16 protein-coding genes are annotated in these 19950 nt (G+C 38.5%); 10 read left to right on the top strand and 6 right to left on the bottom strand.

All coding sequences use genetic code 11. The features are described from left to right. Positions 1-17 precede the first annotated feature (17 nt). Genes HGJ18_RS07500 through HGJ18_RS07485 form a run of 4 tightly spaced genes read right to left on the bottom strand, consistent with a single transcriptional unit; the run spans position 18 to position 5912 of the window. Entirely contained in the window at positions 18-1673 is a 1656-nt protein-coding gene (locus HGJ18_RS07500; protein ID WP_253695376.1) for an AMP-binding protein, read from the bottom strand. A 51-nt stretch (positions 1674-1724) separates the two neighbouring features. Further along, a complete protein-coding gene (locus tag HGJ18_RS07495; RefSeq protein WP_253695375.1) occupies positions 1725-2969 on the bottom strand; it encodes a type 2 periplasmic-binding domain-containing protein in 1245 nt (414 codons plus the stop codon). A gap of 9 nt (positions 2970-2978) precedes the next feature. After that, complete coding sequence (locus tag HGJ18_RS07490) at positions 2979-5249, bottom strand: WD40 repeat domain-containing protein (protein WP_253695374.1); 2271 nt, start codon at positions 5247-5249, stop codon at positions 2979-2981. Between the two features lie 6 nt (positions 5250-5255). Further along, positions 5256-5912: a CpXC domain-containing protein gene (locus HGJ18_RS07485; protein ID WP_253695373.1), complete on the bottom strand. Its 657-nt coding sequence runs from the start codon at positions 5910-5912 to the stop codon at positions 5256-5258. A gap of 135 nt (positions 5913-6047) precedes the next feature. Between HGJ18_RS07485 and HGJ18_RS07480 the strand changes: the two genes are divergently transcribed. The 3 genes from HGJ18_RS07480 to mnmE are packed head-to-tail and all read left to right on the top strand — an operon-like array spanning position 6048 to position 10568. After that, a complete protein-coding gene (locus HGJ18_RS07480; RefSeq protein WP_253695372.1) occupies positions 6048-8126 on the top strand; it encodes a putative glycoside hydrolase in 2079 nt (692 codons plus the stop codon). After that, positions 8126-9163, top strand: coding sequence for a phosphatase PAP2 family protein (locus HGJ18_RS07475; RefSeq protein ID WP_253695371.1), 1038 nt, complete (start codon positions 8126-8128; stop codon positions 9161-9163). Before HGJ18_RS07480 ends, HGJ18_RS07475 begins: the two co-directional genes overlap by 1 nt. Beyond that, positions 9150-10568, top strand: a complete 1419-nt coding sequence (gene mnmE, locus HGJ18_RS07470) for a tRNA uridine-5-carboxymethylaminomethyl(34) synthesis GTPase MnmE (protein ID WP_253695370.1) — start codon at positions 9150-9152, stop codon at positions 10566-10568. Before HGJ18_RS07475 ends, mnmE begins: the two co-directional genes overlap by 14 nt. Before the next feature lie 5 nt (positions 10569-10573). Here mnmE and HGJ18_RS07465 read toward each other — a convergent pair whose 3' ends face one another. After that, entirely contained in the window at positions 10574-12196 is a 1623-nt protein-coding gene (locus HGJ18_RS07465; RefSeq protein ID WP_366792903.1) for a ClC family H(+)/Cl(-) exchange transporter, read from the bottom strand. Between the two features lie 198 nt (positions 12197-12394). On the opposite strand from HGJ18_RS07465, the gene HGJ18_RS07460 reads away from it, so the two are divergent. From HGJ18_RS07460 to HGJ18_RS07430, 7 genes are all read left to right on the top strand, one after another. Continuing rightward, entirely contained in the window at positions 12395-14470 is a 2076-nt protein-coding gene (locus HGJ18_RS07460; RefSeq protein ID WP_253695368.1) for a hypothetical protein, read from the top strand. Between the two features lie 95 nt (positions 14471-14565). After that, a complete protein-coding gene (locus HGJ18_RS07455) occupies positions 14566-14853 on the top strand; it encodes a PcfB family protein (RefSeq protein WP_436411288.1) in 288 nt (95 codons plus the stop codon). Positions 14854-14912: 59 nt separating this feature from the next. Beyond that, positions 14913-16751, top strand: coding sequence for a recombinase family protein (locus HGJ18_RS07450; protein WP_253695367.1), 1839 nt, complete (start codon positions 14913-14915; stop codon positions 16749-16751). Positions 16752-16831: 80 nt separating this feature from the next. Then, the gene (locus HGJ18_RS07445; RefSeq protein ID WP_002680022.1) at positions 16832-17014 is read left to right on the top strand and encodes a transposon-encoded TnpW family protein; all 183 of its coding nucleotides are present in this window, start codon (positions 16832-16834) and stop codon (positions 17012-17014) included. A 103-nt stretch (positions 17015-17117) separates the two neighbouring features. Next, positions 17118-18053 (top strand): acyl-CoA thioester hydrolase/BAAT C-terminal domain-containing protein, encoded by a 936-nt coding sequence (locus HGJ18_RS07440; protein ID WP_002680020.1) that lies wholly within the window; start codon positions 17118-17120, stop codon positions 18051-18053. A gap of 110 nt (positions 18054-18163) precedes the next feature. Continuing rightward, positions 18164-18415, top strand: a complete 252-nt coding sequence (locus tag HGJ18_RS07435) for a DUF3847 domain-containing protein (protein WP_002680014.1) — start codon at positions 18164-18166, stop codon at positions 18413-18415. 195 nt (positions 18416-18610) lie between these two features. Continuing rightward, complete coding sequence (locus tag HGJ18_RS07430) at positions 18611-19375, top strand: class I SAM-dependent methyltransferase (protein WP_253695366.1); 765 nt, start codon at positions 18611-18613, stop codon at positions 19373-19375. A gap of 129 nt (positions 19376-19504) precedes the next feature. Here the strand turns inward: HGJ18_RS07430 and HGJ18_RS07425 are convergent, their stop codons facing one another. Then, positions 19505-19897 carry a DUF3784 domain-containing protein gene (locus HGJ18_RS07425; protein ID WP_253695365.1) on the bottom strand — a complete coding sequence of 131 codons (393 nt, stop codon included), beginning with the start codon at positions 19895-19897 and terminating at the stop codon, positions 19505-19507. Between the last annotated feature and the right edge of the window lie 53 nt (positions 19898-19950).

Raw genomic sequence — 19950 nt, 5'->3', positions numbered from 1 at the left:
AAAAAGGAGGCTTTTTATTATTTTTCTTTTACTCCTTCTGTTTGGAGTTTTCCATGACGTAGAGAATAAAGATAGCGCTTTATCTTTTGGCTTGCAGTTTTTTCGAACTCTTCTACAACTTCAATTTTATCTATCTTTGAAAACTTGTTGACCTTTGAGTTGACAAAAAATCTTATTTCGTTTAGCACTTCTTCTCTCTTATGCATTATGGCATTAGAGATTTCTGAAACGGCATCTCCTATGGCATCCTGTAAGCGGACATAAGCGACTAAGGATGTGTTTTCTCCTTCAACAACTAAGGATTCCGATACAAGGGGATGCTGGTTTAAGACAAATTCTATATCTTCGGGATAGATATTTTCGCCGGCGGCTCCTAAAATCATATTCTTTGATCTTCCCTTTAAGCTGATTCTTCCCTTATTATCTATGACGCATAGGTCGCCGGTTTTGAACCAGCCGTCTTCGGTAAAGGCTTCCTTTGTTAAGTCCGGGGCATTATAATACCCTTGCATGACATTGGGACCTTTTACTAGGAGCTCGCCTATCCCTGTTTCCGGATCTTGATCTCCTATTTTTATTTCTACACCCGGAATGGTGCCGCCTATTACGCCGGGAACGGTTTTGTACACTGCGGAATAAGCAATCAATGGAGAAGTTTCGGTAAGGCCGTAGCCTATTGCATAGGGAAATTTTGCATCAACCATAAATTGCTCAACGACAGGATCGGTTTTTGATCCTCCTATACCAAAAAATTTAAGACGGCCTCCGAAGGTCTTTTTTAGCTTTTTTCCGGCCTTACGGCATAATAATTTTCTTCCGAGTTTTGTTCCATAAATCTTCTTTATAAGAGGACTTGCATTAAAGGCCGGCAGAATTTTTTGTTTATATATTTTCTCGATTACAATCGGAACACTCAACATAAAATGAGGCCTTATCTTTTGAAGAGCCGGCAGGAGGTTTCGAGGAATAGGCGGACCTTCGAGGTAGTAGATACAGGCTCCGTTCAGCATGAACATTAAAAAGCCTATCGTAAATTCATAAACATGGGACATGGGTAATATTGAAAGGGCTGCCTCGTATTGGTTTATGCGTTGACAGTGCTGACCTGCAATGGCCGTAAAGATAAGGTTTTTATGTGTAAGGACAACACCCTTAGAACGGCCTGTAGTTCCTGATGTATAAATAATTGAAGCTGTATCTTCTTCTTTGCATTCATGTTCAGGCAGAGGAGTGTCCGTCTTTATTTCTCCCTTTTTTACTGCAAAGTCATGTATATTGATTATGACATCAAGGTCATCCGTATTGTTTAACTTTGCCAAAAGTTTTTCTCCGGCAAATATAGCCCTTGCTCCCGAATGCTTTAAACAAGAAGAAGCTTCACTTTCATTAAAATCAGGTAAAAGAGGTACGGCAACGGCTCCAAGTGTTACTATCGCAAAATACGAAATTGCCCACTGGGGCGAGCTTGTGCTGAAAATTGCTACCTTATCAAGAGGCTTTATGCCCAGCGAATGTAATAAGGTTTTTATAGACTCAACCTTTTCGTCAAGTTCTTTGTAGCTTATGGGTTGTTCGGATACATATGAAAGAGCCGGCCTATTTGAAAATTTTAAGACCGAATTTCTTAATAAGGCTGAAAATGTATATTTTCCAAGATCATCGATTGTCTGCATAAATACTCCGTTAAATGTTTATGACAACATAATTATAATAAGGTTGCATTTTTATTGATTTTTATACCATTCTGCTATTCTTTTATTAAGAGAAGGAATAGAATCGGGGTATACTGAGGCATTACATGCGTCCTTCAAATAGGGCATTAGAATTTCCTTTTTTAGCATCGGCCAATTGCTCGGCAAAATATGAGGTGCATAAAAGCTTTGCGTCTGAGGCAGATGTGCCAGTAAAAGAGGATAATATCTTAGGAATAGCTTTTCGGTTACTTGATGCAGGGCTGAAAAGCCCCCGGCCAGGCCGAAGGAATTTATCATCAGATCCATTTCATTTGCCCGATTTAAAAGCTGTTCTTGGGTTTTTACCTGAAAAAACCAAATAAAAAAAGCTTCGGCTGCTTTAGAGTTTTTTGCCTTACTGCAAATTCCTCCGTAAAGAATGTCGTCTTTTAAGGGAGTTTTCCCGCTGAAGGCAAGCCATCTAAAATCCATGTTTTCCAATCGTTTTTGAGGTGTAGAAAAAAGCTCCTCACTGGAGACATAATAAAAAAGGCATCTTCCGTTTTTGACCAAAACATAGGGCGAGTCATAAAGATATTTGAATTTAAAGTCATCTTCGGCGGCAGCTGATGTATTTACCTCTCTGCTCCAATCTCTTATATAATTTATTGCATTTTGAAGGGATTTATCGTTCCATGAAAAAAAATCCTTTTCTTCTTCAAAGGATGCATTGAAGCCCTTGGTGTTCATATATAAAAAGTCGTCCGACCATCGGGGCGAAAAGCCCATTGCGGTATAAGTCCCTTTGATTCCCTTATTAAACTTAATTGAAAAATCCCTTATCTCATCAGGAGAAATGGAAAAATCGCTCTTTGTTTTAAACTTATTTGCCGAGGAAAATATAATCATCGGTAAGTTAAAACTTATAGGCAAAAGATATTGGTTTCCGGAAATATTTCCTAAGTTTAAGAGTTCGGGATAAAAGTCGGTTTTGTTTATCTTTTTTTCTCCGAAAAGATTATTGATTTTTCTAAATTTTACTCTGGCGGATTTCCCCTTAAGCCATGAACCTATAACTATGTCGGGCTGCACATCGGTATTGATGAGAGCATCGACAGGGCTCTTTTTGTATTCTACAATAATTTTATATTTGTTTTGCGAATTATTAAAAACCTCACAGTATGAAACAAACTCCGCCCTGTCCGTCCAGATGACTGCTATCTTGTCTTCTTCGGTTTTTGTACATGAGGTAAAAAGCATTGCTGCAAGGATTAAAAATAAAATATATCTTTTCATAAAATTCTCTTACTCTGCTGTTACTGTTTTTAAAATGGCCCCTGTTTTCCGCTCATACCACGATAGAGTATCGCCGAAGTTGAGGCTTATAAAATATTTTTTTAATATAACCGCTCCCTTAGGAAATCCGTATGAGCGGGATAGTCTTCTGGCCTGCTTTGATGAGGTATTGTAGTGAACAAGTGAGCTGTTTCCCAAGTTTGTTAAAATGTCGTTTCCCGAAATTTCCAAAAAGGCATCTACGCTTTCTTCCTTGTATGAAAGAATCGGTTTAAAAGTGCTGTCTATAGGATTTTTTCGGTTTAAGCTGATATGCAGCAGCTCCGTCTTAGGCGAGGGACTTGTTGCTACCAAAAAACATGCAAGGCTGTTAGGGCGTGAAGCATTTTGCTCAAGGGCAAAGGCTAAATTCCCTTCCATCGGGATCGGACTTGTTTCTTCCGTTAGGGTATTTATTATAAAGACCGGACTTTGGGATCGCCCTATGGCGCTTTTGGCAATCAGCATTGTGTTGTCATCTACTTGAACCGCATTTTGAATTCCCGGGGCATTATAGACGAATTCTTTTTTCCCGTTATCAAAATTAACCAATGTAACTCCGTTAAAAGATTCTACATATAAAAATAAATTCTTATAAACCGAAACGGATATGACGGTTTCTTTAGGAATGATAATCTTTTTTAATGCCTTTGTATCAAGGGAGTAGTGAGAGATAGGCATCCCCTTTTTTATGTCCGACCACAGCAAAAATCCGTTGTTATAAAATGTAAACTTATTTGTTTTAAGGTCTTCTATTATCGGAACGGGTTTTTCTTCAGGGGAATTTTGAACATATATTTTTCCGTCTTTTAGAATATATAAAATATTTCCGTCGCTTGTAATGTCATCTATTTTTGAGTCGGAGTAGGTAAGCGGTTTTTCAAGATTTACTGAAGAGTCTTCATTTAAGCCTATCATGTAAATGGAACCGTCTTGGGTGCCGATTACCATGTGATTTTTAATATGGCGGGCTGCCGTTATTTTGGAATTTCCCGGCACATAAAAGCCGCTCGAAGAAGCGTCTCCCTGTCTTATACACCATTCATTTTTTCTTCGAGTTCTTTCAATCCAAATAGGAACCGAATCTTGAATTTTGGAAGCAAAGAGGGCATATCGGGCTTGATGTTTGGATACCGTTTCTCCCGTAACTGCGTCTATTACATAGACATTATTGTCCTTATAGCCGATAATTCTTGTAAAGTTTTTTATAAGATTCGGATTTTCAAGTTTGTTTTCTGTTCTGAATTCTTTTAGCTTTTTTTTCTTTGCTATATCGGTGTAAACAAGGCGGCCTGATTCTCCGTAAGTTACAATGCTTCTTTCGGTTGATGCCGTGGCTGCCAAAAAAACAATTCCGGGGGCTTCTTGATAAATATTTTGCACTATGCCTTTTGAATCCAATACCGTAATACCGTCGGTAGATCTGTTGCCTACAAAAAGGTAGGTTCCGTTGGCCGACCATGAGAGGGATACGACCGAATCGGATAAGCGTTTTGAAAATAAGGTTTTCTTTTTTGCCCAATCCCAAAGAGAAACTTGATGAATGCTGAAACCGTTTGTTTCATAAACTGCAATGAGTTGTCCTTTAGGGTGTACGGCTATTTTTTGTATCGGCATACTTGAAAGCTGCCAAGTATCGGGTTCAAATTTTGGGTAAGAATATCTGGTAACAAAGCCGTCCTTTCCTGCTGCAAAAAATATCGGCAATGACCCCGAATTCATTATCTCGGTAACGCCTCCCGAAAATTTGTGAACGACCTTTGCCGAACGAAGTTTGTCTTGTTCGGGGATGTTTGCTCTTGCGGCCGAGTTACGTGAATAAAGAGCCTTATCGTTTGCAACTGCAACTGTCATAGCCTGAGCAAATACAAGGATATTGATTTTTTTTTCTTCCGGCTTTACCTCTGAAGATTGAGCTTCCGCGTTTTCGCTTGCTGCCGGTTGAGTTTGTGAGTTTGCATTTGCTTGTGAGTTTGTGCTTGAACTTGTTTCAGCTTGAGTTTGTTGGTTTGAATTCGGGTTTGTGCTCGGCTGCGTTTGTGAGGCTGCGTTTGAGTTTGTATTCGGCTGCGTTTGTGATGTAGTGCTTGAGCCTGATGTTCCGCCTCCTTGGCCGGTTCCTCCTGCCGTTTGTTCCCCTTGATTTTCGGCAACCTCACTCCAAGGCAAATCCGTATTTTGAGCACCTAATGAAAAGCATAAAATTAAAGCAAAAAATAAAAAAAGATATTTTTTGTACATAAACTATTAATCCCTTCCTTCTGTAAAAATATTTTGGTAGGAAAGATAGTTTCCCAAATAGACTGCCGTAAAAATTTCGGACTTCTTTTTGTTTTTTATATCTTGACAAATCGAGTCGTATAATTTGACGGGAATTTTCATAACTGCTACTTGATCTTCTTTTAAGCCGTATACATAAAACTCGAAACTGCCTTCATTGTTTACCGAGTGGAAAAATATCTTTATCTTTTTGCCCTTTATATCCTTTCCGCTGTCCAATATAAAGAATTTTAAAACTTCCATGGCATGAGGATCAAGGCCTGCTTCTACAACTGCAAGCCGTTCAGCCAATTCCGAATAGCCTATAACCGGGGTCTCATCGGCTTTTTCATATTCAATCTTTTCGGTTTTTTTTGTTTTTTCGTTTATCTCTTTTAATCCGGTGCAGCTGGAAAGGCAGGCTATTCTATCTGCCTCCGGAACGAAGAGTAAGATAAGCTTTTTGGAAGGCCATTCTATTCTTGTCTTTATTTCGGAACGGACCTTTCTTCCGCATTGAGGGCATTTAAAGGTCAAATATGAACCGTCAGCTATTTTTTTTAATATTTCCGGTTCTTTATCTAAATTTATTTTGGCATGATGTTCAATTTCAAAACTTGCATCGCAAGGACAATGTATCTTCATAATAAAACTCCAATATTCTATTATTATACCAAATTTTAGAGAAAAATGTAAGGGCTGATGAGGCTGTTTATCGGCCGGTATAAATTGTAAGAAGCTTTATCAAAAAAAACACCGGCTTGCATATATCTTCAATTTGTGGCATTATGTGAGCCTATGAAAATGTTTTATTGCGGTAAAAGAGCTTTAAGGCTTGCTTTTGTTTTGTTGATTGTTATGCTCCCGCTTTATGCCCAAGATGCTTTTTTGGCAGGAAGTTCTGAGGGCTTGTTTAAAATAGATAATTTTAGGGCAAAAAAGATTTGGAGTGATGCGCCTGTTTTTAAAATATCTAAGGCCGGAAATCAATGGCTTTTTTTAACCGGCAAGGGGCTTGCTGCAAGCAAAAACTTAAAAGAATTCTACTACCTAAATGATAAGCTTCCCAAAAAAATAATTAAAAATATAGATAAAAACGGAAACAAAACTTTTATAGAAAAAATTCCTCAACTTAAAGATTTGGAAGTTCACCCCTTTAATCCGAACATCTTTGTTACTGCAACTTCAAGCAATGTTTTTTTAACACGGGATTCCGGAAAAACTTGGGAGAACCTTGGAGCCAATCATTCGGTAAACGGAATAAAGGCTGTCAGTGTTTTGGATATGCCTAATTCAAGGGGCGAAAAAGTTTTAACGGTTTTTGTTTCTCACTCTATTGCAGGTATGGCTTGGAAGCAGCCGGATGTAAATTCGAAAATTTGGAACGATATAAGCGACGGTTTAAAAAAAGGTCCCGAAGGGATTGAAGAAATATCGGATATTGTTTTTAACCAAATCTCGAACAATTCTGAAATTTACTGTGCTCAAACATTTTCAGGTTTGATGTATAAGCTTGATTGGAATAAAAAACTATTTATACTCTTAAATGAAAAAGAAGTAAACAATAAAAAGCTCGTATGTGTCGATAGTTTAAATATAATAGACAATACGGTTTTCGGAGTTATGGAAAACGATTTATTTGAAACCAATTTAATTATGCCGAATACTCAAATCTATACTTCCAACAAATTATTGAAAGATTATAATAAGATAAAAAAATACCTGAAGAATTCAAATTATCTTTGTGCCTTTGTTCCGAATAGTTTAACTTTGTTTAACGGTAATTTATCCTTATCGGAACTCTGGTTATTACACGACAAAAAAAATCAAAACAATCCTTATTTAAAAATATCCGACGGTAAAAAAGGAATTTATACTCCTACTCATCAGATGCGGGATGAAAAATCTTTTGAAAAGCATATTAAAACAATCAAGGACAATAAGCTCAATGCTCTTGTAATAGACATGAAAGATGAAGCAGGCTTTGTCCGCTATGAAAGCAAAAACGAAGATATAAAAAAATATAACGGCATAAAGAATACTCTCGATATCGAAAAATTTATAAAAAGAGCAAAGGCTGAAAATATATATCTTATTGCCAGAATTGTCGTGTTTAAAGATAAAAATTTATATAGATATAATAACGGGCAGTATGCCGTTCAGGATACAGAAACAGGTAAACCTTGGCAAGGTTATAATCTTTATAACGGAGAAAAAGAGAACATAGAGGAGTATTGGGTTGACCCTTATAATGAAAATGTTTGGAAATACAACGTCGATATAGCCGAAGAACTTTGCTCCCTCGGTTTTGACGAAATTCAATTCGACTATATTCGTTTTCCTACCGACGGCTTAAACCTTGCAGATGCCCGATACCCTGCAAGGGAAAACGGCATGGATAAGGTCAGCGCTCTTATGTCCTTTTTAGCTTACTCACGTGAAAGAATCAAGGTTCCTATTTCCATAGATATTTACGGAGCAAACGGCTGGTACCGCACGGGTGCCCGCACGGGGCAGGAGGTAGAACTTCTTGCAGAATATGTGGACGTTATCTGCCCGATGTTGTATCCCAGTCATTTTTCTCAAAGTTTTTTGGCTTATCAGCCTGCCGAAGAAAGGCCTTATAGAATTTATCATCAAGGTTCTTATAGAAACAAATTGATGGCACGCAACAAGGTAATTGTACGCCCTTGGGCTCAGGCCTTTTTTATTCCCGTTTCTTATGACAAAAAATACTATGATGAAAATTACGTAAAACGCCAGATCTTAGGAATTAAGGATTCCATAGATGAGGGCTATATTTATTGGAATAATTCGGGGCGTTACTTGGATCTGCGTCCTGACGGGGAGGGTTTATAATGGCGGAACTTTCGGCAGCGTCAAAAGAACTTCATGCAGTACACCAATGGGGAATACAAGTAATAAGAACCATACAAAATTTTTCAAACCCTTTTCTTAACGAAGTAATGAAAATTTTTACTGAGGCTTCCACCTACGGCTTTGTAGTTTTTATTATAGGTTTATATCTTTGGTGTATAGATTATAAAAAGGGGCTTCATCTTGCCTATGCCGCTGCCTTTACATCGGGACTCAATGGAGGGATTAAGCGTATTTTTAAAATTCCACGTCCCTTTGCACATGCACCCGAAATCATGCTTAAAAGCATAGGCGGCTTTTCAACGCCTTCGGGCCATTCTTCGATAAGTGCTTTTATCTATCCGGCTGTCTTGTTTTATAAACCCTTTAGAGAAAGCCTCTCAAAAGATTTCCAATCGGCAAAGTCTCAAAAAAGCACGGCTTCGGTTAAGATAAAAATAGCAGCTGCAATTGTTCTTCCATTTTTGGTAGGCTTTTCACGGGTTTATCTCGGAGTGCATTATCCGACCGATGTCTTATTAGGCTGGGGGCTTGGTGCATTTATCTTTTTAAGTATGATGTTTTTTCTTCCCGCAATTGAAGCAAAGCTTCCTACATTAAATAGGACAGATGAGAACGATGTCCCAAATATTAAATTCAAAAAAACTGCGTCAATAAGGTTTACTCTTGCGGCTGTTTTTGCGTTTATACTCATTTTAATTTCGAGAGAAAAGGTAAATGAAGCAGGACTTATCCTTGGGCTTGCTTTTGGAAATATCCGTATCCTTGAAAATTCGAAGTATAGCTTTGATGCTTCTTCGGGAACTTGGGTTCAAAAATTTTTACGTTTTATAATCGGGTCTGCTCTTTCCTGTATTCCGATTATGATTTTTTATCTTTTAAAAATAGATTCAAGCTATGCACAATATAGGCTCTACCGATTTTTGGAATTTTTTATGGTCGGTCTTATTGCTTCAGGGCTTGCTCCGATAATATTTTGCCGCTTAAAAATTTCGGGAGAAGATAATGCAGATAGGTAAATATTCCCTAGACGATCCTATAGCTGCAATAGCTACGGCCCTAAGCCCTGCCGCTTTGGGTATTGTCCGCACTTCGGGGAAGGGGGCGATAGACCTTGCTTCCGCAATCTTTTCAAAACCTGAAAAACTAAAAGAAGCCCAAGGTAACACTATCTTGCACGGCTGGGTTTTAGACCCCGAATCAAAAAAAGAAGTTGATGAGGTTACGGTCTGCGTTTATCGGGAACCTAAAAGTTTTACGGGAGAGGATTCCGTTGAGTTTATCTGTCATGGCGGAACTGCCGTAGTTTTAAAAATTTACCGCCTTTTAATCGAAAACGGTTTTAGAGCGGCCGAGGGCGGGGAGTTTACATTCCGTGCCTTTGCGAACGGAAAGGCCGATCTAACACGGGCCGAAGCTGTAAACGAAATCATCAATTCAAAAACCGATATAAATATAGAACTTGCAGCAGGCCGCCTGTCGGGAAATCTTTTTTCAGGCATAGAGGAAATAAAGCACGGACTCACGGCTGTAATCGCTGCGGCCGATGTTGAAATAGAATATCCCGAAGATGAGGAAACAAGCCAAGGTGCATTTTCTCCCGATTTGATTTTACGGATTATCGAACCTCTAAAAAATTTAGCCGATTCATGGGCTGCGGAAAAAATCTTTATTCAAGGAGCTAAGGTTGTCCTTGCGGGTAAGACCAATGCAGGAAAGTCCTCCCTCTTTAATGCCCTTCTAAAAGAAGACAGGGCAATAGTTTCGGATATTCACGGGACGACGAGGGACTGGCTTGAAGCTTCCCTAAACTTTAACGGCATCCCTGTAAGCCTTTACGACACGGCGGGTATACGCTATACTCAGGATTCGATAGAAGCTATCGGTGTCGAGCGGAGCTTGGAGATGAGCCGGAATGCCGACCTCATCCTCTACCTTTGCGACCCTAAGGATATCTTGTCCGCAGGTAGTTTAAACAAGGAAGATTCCGAGTTTATAAAAAATGCAAAGGCTCCGGTAATTACGGTTATCACAAAAGAGGACTTACTCGATACCGAGTCAAAAGAAAAAATAAAAGAAATCTTAAAAGCCGAAAAAATTGCAGAGCCCATAATAATTTCATCAAAGGCTTCTAACGGAATTAAGGCTCTGTCCGAAAAGGCCTATTCTGTTCTTGCAAAAAATACCGGCAGTTCCGGCTTTTCAAAAACAGCTTCTCTTGGAAGCGAAAGACAGAGGGATGCCGTCCAAAAGGCCTTGGATGTACTTAAAACAGCCTATCAAAATTCTCTTGAAGGCTTTCCCCTCGACCTCATCGTAGAAGACCTTGAAGAAGCCTTAAGCTTTTTGGGCGAGATTACCGGAGAAGTCCGCTCCGACGATATCCTTGACAAGGTCTTTTCAGGCTTTTGTGTCGGAAAGTAAGGGGCTCACTCGACTTGAGCCATCTCTGCGATTCGCTCTAAATGGAATTCTACATGGTGTCCGTGTGTTAAAACCACCAGCCTGTCGCCTGCCGAAATAGAGGTACTGCCGTCGGGGATGATTTCTTCTTCGCCCCTCGCAATGCTTACGATTAAACAGTCATCAGGCCATTGAATGTCCATAATTTTCTTTCCGTCCAAAAAAGATTCGGGAGAAACGCATACTTCAAAAACCTGCTTGCCGTGTTCTTCCGCTTTTTCTTTTTTATTTGCAAAATCTTCACTGTTTAAAATCTGTTTTAAAAGCACCTCGTCATTCGGCGGCGACTTTATTATGTTTGCCGTAATGTATGCAGTTGCCGTGGTCAGCACCAAGCCTCCCAAATGGAAAAGGTCTCCGCTTGTTTCTGCAAGAAGAACTATGGCCGTAATCGGAGCCTTTATTACGGTAGTAAAAAAAGCGGCCATCGCAAAGACCATCAGGTTTACGGAATATTGAGCTTCAATTAAATTAAAATAAACCAAGATGTTCGAAAATATAATTCCCGTCAAGGCTCCGCATGAAAGAAGAGGAACAAATATGCCGCCTATGGCTCCGGAGCCTGCCGAAAGACCTGTAAAAATTATCTTTGCCGCAAGAATCAGAACGAGCATAGAAAGCGGAAAGCTGTGTTCTGCAATGGCTTCAATCAGATGGTCTCCTCCGCTTGCCGCAAGAGGCAAAAAAATACAGACTGGTATCGAAATAAGATACGGAATCAATGGCGAAAATTGGGGCGGAATCTTTAATTTTCTGTACATCTTTTGAGATGTATAAATCGATTTTTTAAAAAGATGTCCGATCAGGGCTGCAGCGGCTCCCATCAAGATTAGCCAGCCGAAATATTTTATAGGGAAAAGTTGAAGACCGTGAAAATCAAAAATAGCTCCCTGCTTAAAAAATAAGGAAGTTGCAAGGTCGCCGGCAAAGGCTCCAAGCATTACGCAGGTTAAAAGGAGGGGGCTTAGATATTGGTGCAGGTCTTCGATTGCAAAGACGATTCCTGCAAAGGGAGCCCCGAAAGTTGCGGCAAGCCCTGCTGCAGCACCGCTTGTTACAAGGCAAACCCTTTCAATATGGGAAGTCTTGCCGATTTTTTCAAAGGCACTTCCTATGTATGCTCCGATTTGAACGGAGGGGCCTTCCCGTCCGACTGAAAGGCCTGCACTTATGTTTAAAACACCGCCTAAAAATTTTAAGGGTAATTCCGGCCATGGGGTCATATCGAGCTTTTTCATAAATTTACCCTTGATCTGTGAAACCCCGCTCCCCTTTATCATTGGATATTTTTTGATGATAAAGCCCATAAATAAGCCTAAAATAATTACCGTCAAAATTAAAACGCCAAAGCCGAAGACCGTACCGAACTGTCCGCTTACTGCCTTATCATAAAAATCAATTCGTAAGCTTGAAAGAAAATCGATGGATTTTCTAAATGCCGTAATGGCAAGCCCTGTGAGGATTCCCACTATAAAACTTTCTCCGGCAATAATAAGATGATTGCCGTACCAATTTTCAAGAATTTTCTTTGTGCTTAAACCCGTGTATTTCATCTTTGATATTATATAAATAAGTCTTTTGCCTGTCAATTAAAATGCATTCCAAATTCATGGAAAGCAAGATTAATGAAAAATGTAAGTCCTTACCGTGCCGGTTGGCAGTATCTTATTACGCTTGTTGACAGCTCTGGTGCTCTTAAAAAAATATTACAAAATCGATTTTCATAACCATAAAGGGCCTCTTGATAAAAAAACGATGGCGTGTTACTTTATCGTTTGGAGGAAAACTTGAAAAAACATATTTGGAAATTTGCAAGATTCGGCGGGGTAACTCAGTTGGTGTTTGAAACTGCCGATGATATTCTTAATCTGAGGCAATTAGATCAAAAGCTTTGGACTACATTAGCGATGCCGACAAAAGGCATTTTCTTTAATCCCGAAACGGCTGCCATACTGGATACGGATGCCGACGGATTTATCCGCCCTCCGGAAGTTTTAGATGCCGTCGATTTTTTAGCAGAAAGTTTACAGGATGTCGGTATCATCATGAAAGACGGCGATACACTTTCACTCGGCGATATAAAAAGTACCGCAATTGCCAAGACAGCGGAATGGGCTTTAAAAAGTCAGGGAAAAACAGGCAGTATAATTTCACTTGCGGATATTGTAAACGAAAATGAAATTATAAAATCAAATGAACTCGGAGAACTATCTGATAATGACAGCGATGATCTCCGCCTGAAAAAAGTGCTTTCACTGTATGTAAAAGAAAATATAAACAGCACGAGTGAAGCCATCTTTGACATGTTTACTAATGACAGGAACCAATGTCTCCAAAACACCGAAGATTTAAAAGCCGTCAGTGCCGGTTTGGAAACCGCATCGATGCTAAAAGCCGTTGCCGCTTTTGAAGCCGTTAAAAACAAGATAGATGACTTCTTTGTTCGTTGTAAACTTTTGACCTATGTCAATGGAGAAAACACCCCGCTCACCGACTACAGTGAAATTTTTAAAAACTTCACTACTGTTGAATTGGACACATCCAGCGAAAAATTACGCGAGCTTCCCATTGCATTGCCGAATACCGAAATGCTTTTGGACACACAAAGCAAAATAAACCCGGCTTGGGCAAATGAAATAAAAAAGCTCTACGCAGATGCTGTTTCACCTTTATGCGGAGAGATTTTGGTACTGACAGAAAATGATTGGAAAAATATTTCACAAAAAATTTCCGACTTTACTACGGTGTATTCAAAGCAGGCTGAAATTAAGGCTGCAAAAATCAATCCTCAGTTTTTGGAAACAAAGCTCAATCAAAAAGATGAAATTATCACGGAAATAAATGAACGGTTGACCTTTGAAAAGGAAAAACAGCACATCCAATCGCTTAAAAAATTATTGCTCTTTCGAAAAGACTTTTTTACACTTTTGAAAAATTATGTCAGTTTTTCCAACTTTTATACCGGAGGAGAAACGGCCTTTCAGGCAGGCGTTTTATTCTTTGACACAAGGGCAACAACCTTGTGCTTTGAATTAAACGGAGATGACCGACATGCAACCTTGGATATTTTATCGGGAGCGTATTTACTTTACTGTGATATAACACGAGGAACAGCCAAGCGAAAACTTTTGGCACTTTTAACCAATGGCGCTTCTGACAATATTGTTGTTGGACGAAATGGTTTGTTTTATGACAGAGATGGAAACGATTGGAACGCAACTATTACTAAAGTTATTGCCAATCCGGTCAGTGTGCGTGAAGCGTTTTTCTCACCGTATAAAAATTTAGCCCGCATGATTGAAGAGCAAATTGCAAAAAAGGCAAATGCAGCAAACGAAAAATCGGATGCCCTCGTTGCAACGGCCGCAGACAAAACGGTCAATATGCCGAAAGAAGCGGCGGCGGCTTTGCCGAACAAAAAGCTTGATCTTGGGACGATTGCTTTAATCGGAACAGCAATAGGCGGAATTTCAACTCTCATCGGAAGCTTACTTCAAGCATTATTCGGATTAGGCTTGTGGGTACCTATCGGACTCATCGGGCTTATACTGATTATATCGGTACCGTCGATGATACTGGCCGCCATGAAATTGCGCAAGAGAAGTATCGGTCCGATTCTTGAAGCAAACGGCTGGGCGATCAATGCACATGCAAAAATCAACATTCCGCTTGGAAGCTCGCTTACAAAATTGGCATCATTGCCGAAAAATGCACGGCTCGCACACCTTGACCCGTTCGCCGAAAAGAAAAAGGGTAGAAATATTTTTATTGCCGTTTTAATCCTGCTGCTTGCAGCCGCCGGTGTTTTTTGCTATTTTTATCTTATTAAAAAAACGGGTATCTATCCGTTCAATCTAAAATAAAACCGTAGACACACAAAGGGGAGATGGAGCACCATTGGTAATTCCATCTTCCTCTTATTTGTCGAATTGATGCACTTTCGGAGTAGTGAAAATCACTGCTCCTTGACAATATCAAAGACTTTGAAGGAACAGCCAAGGAGTATGGAATTGATTTTGCTTTGAAGAAAGACATTTTAGAGAATCCACCAAGGTATTTAGTTTTCTTCAAGGGCCGTGATGCAGATGTGATGGAAGCAGCCTTTAAGGAGTATATGGCGAAGAATCTCCGCAAGGAGAAAAAGCCATCCGTGAAAAAGGCGCTATCTGCTTTCAAGGAAGCTGCGGAAAAAAATCACAAGACTCGTGAGAAAGTTAAAGTGAAAGATCGTGGGGTGGAGCTATGAGTGATTCTTCACATCGGAAACAGGAGTGATATATAGACACAAAAAAGGAGGATAATGCCATGATAGAATATCATAATAAAATCACAGCACTATACTCCCGCCTTTCAGTTGGTGATGAAGATAGAGATGGTGGCGAGAGTAATAGTATTGTCAATCAAAAAGCATTTTTAGAAAGGTATGCAAGAGATAAAAAGCTGATAAACATTCGCCATTATATCGACGATGATGAAAGCGGTAGGTTCTTTGACCGTTCAGCTTATACACAGATGATAAGCGATGTAGAGCAAGGCAAAATCGGAATTGTCATCATGAAAGATATGACAAGATGGGGAAGAGATTATCTCCAAGTAGGAAATGCGATGGAGATATTTAGAAGAAACAATGTACGCTTTATCGCTATCAATAACGGAATAGACAGCATTGACCAAAACACATTGGAATTTGCTCCCTTTATCAACATCATGTCAGAGTGGTATGCAAGAGACATCAGCAAGAAAGTAAAGACAGGAATTAAGACCAAAGGAGCAAACGGAAAGCCTGTCGCAACAAAAGCTCCATACGGCTATATAAAAGACCCTGAGAACAAAGATTATTGGATCGTTGATAAAGAAGCTGCCGAAGTTGTAAAACTCATTTTCAGGCTATTTATGGAGGGGAAAAACAGAAATCAGATAGCCGTTTATCTGAAAGAAAAAGAAATACTAACCCCAACCTTTTATATGAAACGACAAGACAGAGGAACAGCCAAAAGCAAACCTCTCAATGAAGAAAACAGATACAACTGGAACAAAGCAACCATAACACGCATACTGAAAAGACAAGAGTATTGTGGCGATGTAGTCAACTTCAAGACCGAAAAGCATTACAGAGATAAGAGAAACCATTATGTAGATAAAAGCAAATGGCAAATAACAGAAAATGTCCATGAGCCGATAATAGATAGAACTACCTTTGAAAATGTAGAGCGTATGTTAAAAAACGCACCTGTAAAAAGACCAAACGGAGATGGAGAAATTCACGCATTATCAGGACTGATGTACTGTAAAGATTGCGGAACAAAAATGCACATTCGCACCATACACAAAAACGGAAAAGTACAGCATGTAACCTATTGTAGTGAATATGCCAAAGGAAAAGCAAAGCACCCTAAATGCAACTCCCCACATCGTATTGATGTAGATGAAGTTATGGAAAACATCGCAGAAGTCTTACGAAAGATAGCACAGTATTCTTTGGAAAATAAAGCAGAGTTTGAAAAACTTGTAAAAGAAAGTCTGTATAAAGAGCAGACCGAGGAAGTCAAGAAAAATCAAAAGCGTATGCCCCAAATCACAGACCGAATGGAACAGATAGAAAGAGTGATGAATAAGCTCTATGAAGATAATGCACTTGGAAATATGGATACAGAACGCTATGAACAGTTATCAAGAAAGTATGCAGAAGAATACTACACCTTAAAAGCAGAAAAAGAAGAAATCAAAGAACGCTTATCCGAATGCGAAAATGCAAATCAAAGAGCAAAGAAATTTATCAGACTTGCAGAAAGCTATTCCAACTTTGAAGAACTTACCCCAACCATTATCAATGAGTTTATCAGTAAAATCGTAGTGCATGAAAGAGATGTAAAAAGAGCAAGATATGTTGTTCAGCGAATAGAAGTTTATTTTAACTATATCGGAAAATTTGAAAATGAACTTACAAAACAGATAGAGCCGACAGAACAAGAAATGCTACAAATGAGAGAAGAAATAGAAGAAGCAAAGAAAGAAAAAGCACGAGCATATCGTAGAGCATATTACAAAGAATACCGAGCTAATAATCTTGAAAAGTGCCGAGAGTATGAAAAATTAAAAGCAAGAGAATATAGAGCAAAAAAGAAATTGCAAGCAACAACCTAAAATTAAATATCAACCAATCGCAAAAGAGGTTTCCTAATCACAGGAAATCTTTTTTTGTGCAAGTCGAAAGGAGGAACTAAATGGCAGAAAATGAGAAAACAGATATTAAAGAAATACAGACAGAAGAACATCAAAAGCCTGATGGCATTCTTACAAAAAAGATAAATGGAAAGACCTTTGTAACAGAGATATATTTTGATAAAAAGAGTAAGGAAACATTTCAAGATAAAATGTTCAAAGTTATACATTCAAAGGGTAAATAGTAGTGAGTAGAGAAATATGACAGTAGAAAAATATCGAAAAAAATGCTATAATATTAGTCAATATAGATAAACAAATTTGAAGTTGAAGAGGAGAAACTTTCCCATGAAGAAAGAAATCAAAACAATAGAGAAAGATGGATATAACGGCGTATACTGGCCGAATCCGAACGGCAGTAAATATTGCATGATTGCCATGCTTGGTGATGATACAAAAGACATGATGGCAAAGGGTGGCGTCAAATGGCTTCAAAAGAAAGGTCTGAACGTCCTCACAATGTCACCGGCCCCAAAAGATTACGGTCACCATAACTATCCACTCGAACGTTTTGAGAAGGCACTTGCATTTCTGAAGACGATGGGCAATGAAGAAATCGGTATTATGGGTGCCTCGACAACTGGTATGCTTGCGCTTGTCGCAGCGTCATACTTTTCGGAAATAACGCTTACGATAGCCATTTCTCCTTCTGATTTTGTGATGGAAGGTTTTTATCAGGATGGGAAAGACGGGGCTCACGAACGTCCGGGAGACGGAGAGTCATCTGTTTCATATCACGGTAAGCCGCTTCCTTATCTGCCCTATGCGTATCGCCATCCGGAATACTGGCAGAAAATATCTGAGGAAACCAAACGGCGTGGCGCGATGGTTGCCAGTCGCGATTTGTTCGATGAATCGGAGAAAAGGCATCCCGTGCAGGAAGCCGAGAAAATAAAGGTGGAGAATATAAAGGGTCGCATTCTGCTGATTGGTGCGGAGGATGATGTACTTTGGGATACCTGTAAATACATTCGTAGAATGGAAAACAGGCTGAAAGAAAGGGACGCGGATAACAGTGTAGTTCTCATGACCTATGAACATGGAACGCATTTTATTTTTCCGCAGACCATGTTAACAGGCATTCTTCCTGTGGGTTCCGGGCTGTTTATCAGCATGGCTTTTAAGGAGGCAAAGCAGTATCCTAAAGAGTGTAAGCAGACGAGGATTGAAGTTGATGAGCGCTTATCGGAGGAACTAAAGCAGTGGATAAATTCGGCTCGATAAATCCCAGTTTGTAGAACTAACAACTTAATAAAAATTACCACAGGAACAGTAAATCAAAAAAGGTTTACTGTTTTTCTTTACTCAAAATTAGAAAGGGAGGAAACGAGAAAATGAAAAACATTGAAGAAAAAATCTTAATGGCAGATGAAGAAATCAAGCAGTTACAAAACAAAAGGAAAAAGCTCATCAGTCAGCAGAAACAGGAAGAACGAAAAAAGAGAGATAAAAGGATATATGAAAAAGGGGCAGTCTTTGAAAGTATCTTTACAGAAAGTAAAAATCTAACCAAAGATGAATTTTATCAGCTAATAACAAGTCAAAGAAATAAAGATGAAATCAATCTTAAAAATCATAGAGAGTAGAGAAATTGCAACAAGAAAACAGAGAACTATCACAGGAAAGAAGCAAGAATTAGACCTGTACAAATTGGCTAAAAAAATGGTATAATATTACAAACATCGAGTAAAACAAATTAGAATTTGTAGAGGTGAGAAAAATGTAATGGCAACACATCCAACTTAAATCGAAATAGTATAAAATTACGAGGAGATTATAAGATGAACAATTATATAAAATTAAATGAAGATAGATGGAATAATGTAAAAAATGACTATACTGAGCCATTGACACATGAAGAATTAGAAGAAGTTAGAAATAATTCAATTTCTGTTGCATTAACTGTTGGGAAAAAAGTTCCGAAAGAATGGTTTGAAAAAGCCAACGGAAAAAAGATATTAGGTTTAGCTTGTGGTGGTGGACAGCAGGGGCTGGTTTTTGCTATAAAAGGTTATGATGTAACCATAATGGATTTTTCTAAATCACAATTACAAAGAGATGATATGGTTGCTAAAAGAGAAGGCTTAAAAATCAACACAGTTCAAGGCGATATGACAAAACCATTTCCATTTGAAAATGAAACTTTTGATATTATTTTTAATCCGGTTTCAAATGTATATATAGAAGATTTAGAAAACATGTATAAAGAAGCCTCTCGAGTATTGAAAAAGGGTGGACTGTTAATGGTCGGATTTATGAATCCTTGGATATACATGTATGATGCTGACATTGTATGGGACAAACCCGATGAGGAATTACTTTTAAAGTTTTCAATACCTTTTAATTCAAAAGAGCTTGAAGAGGAAGGCAAGATAACCATAAATCCGGAATATGGATATGAATTTAGCCATACCTTAGAAACTCAGATTAGAGGACAACTTAAAAATGGTCTCGCTATGATAGATTTTTATGAATCGTGTGACAAAAGAAATAGATTATCACGTTATGGAAATGACTATATAGCTACACTCTGCATTAAACTATAATGTTAAGGAAGACGCAGGCCAAGAAGATTGAGAAAAAGAATCCCCATCTTCCTCTTTCTGCGAATTCTTCTTTACATTTAAAGAACATCTCAAACAATTCAACAAGTTTTTATGGCGCTCAAATAGCGTTTACCCCATAAAAATAACTAGAGCTAAAATAATCAGAATAACAATATTTATAAACACAATAAAGGGGATAACTTCGTTTAGTCTTTTTTTATTTTCTTTTATCAAGAGGATTGAAACTGTAATCATTGTAAAAATTACATATACTGCTATTACAAGTTTTTCGGTTTGCTTGGACATTTGAAAAAACCGGAAAAGAAGGCCTACTGTCAAGGAAAGGCCTGAAAGAAAATAGAGGCAAAGCCCTACATGTTTGCCTATGGAAGAGGCATTATATTCTTCTTTTTCCTCTTTGCTCATCATATTATAACCTGCAATCAAAAAATAGAATTTAAACTTATGAATTAAAATACCGAAAACCGCAAGCAATCCTGCAATTATATAAAAAGCTGTCATTCTTTCCTCCAAAAACGTGTTTACTTTTAAATTATAGCATGGTAAATTAGTAT

The organism is Treponema denticola, from assembly GCF_024181405.1.
GTDB classification, from domain to species: domain Bacteria; phylum Spirochaetota; class Spirochaetia; order Treponematales; family Treponemataceae; genus Treponema_B; species Treponema_B denticola_D.
This window is presented reverse-complemented; position numbering and strand designations above follow the sequence as displayed.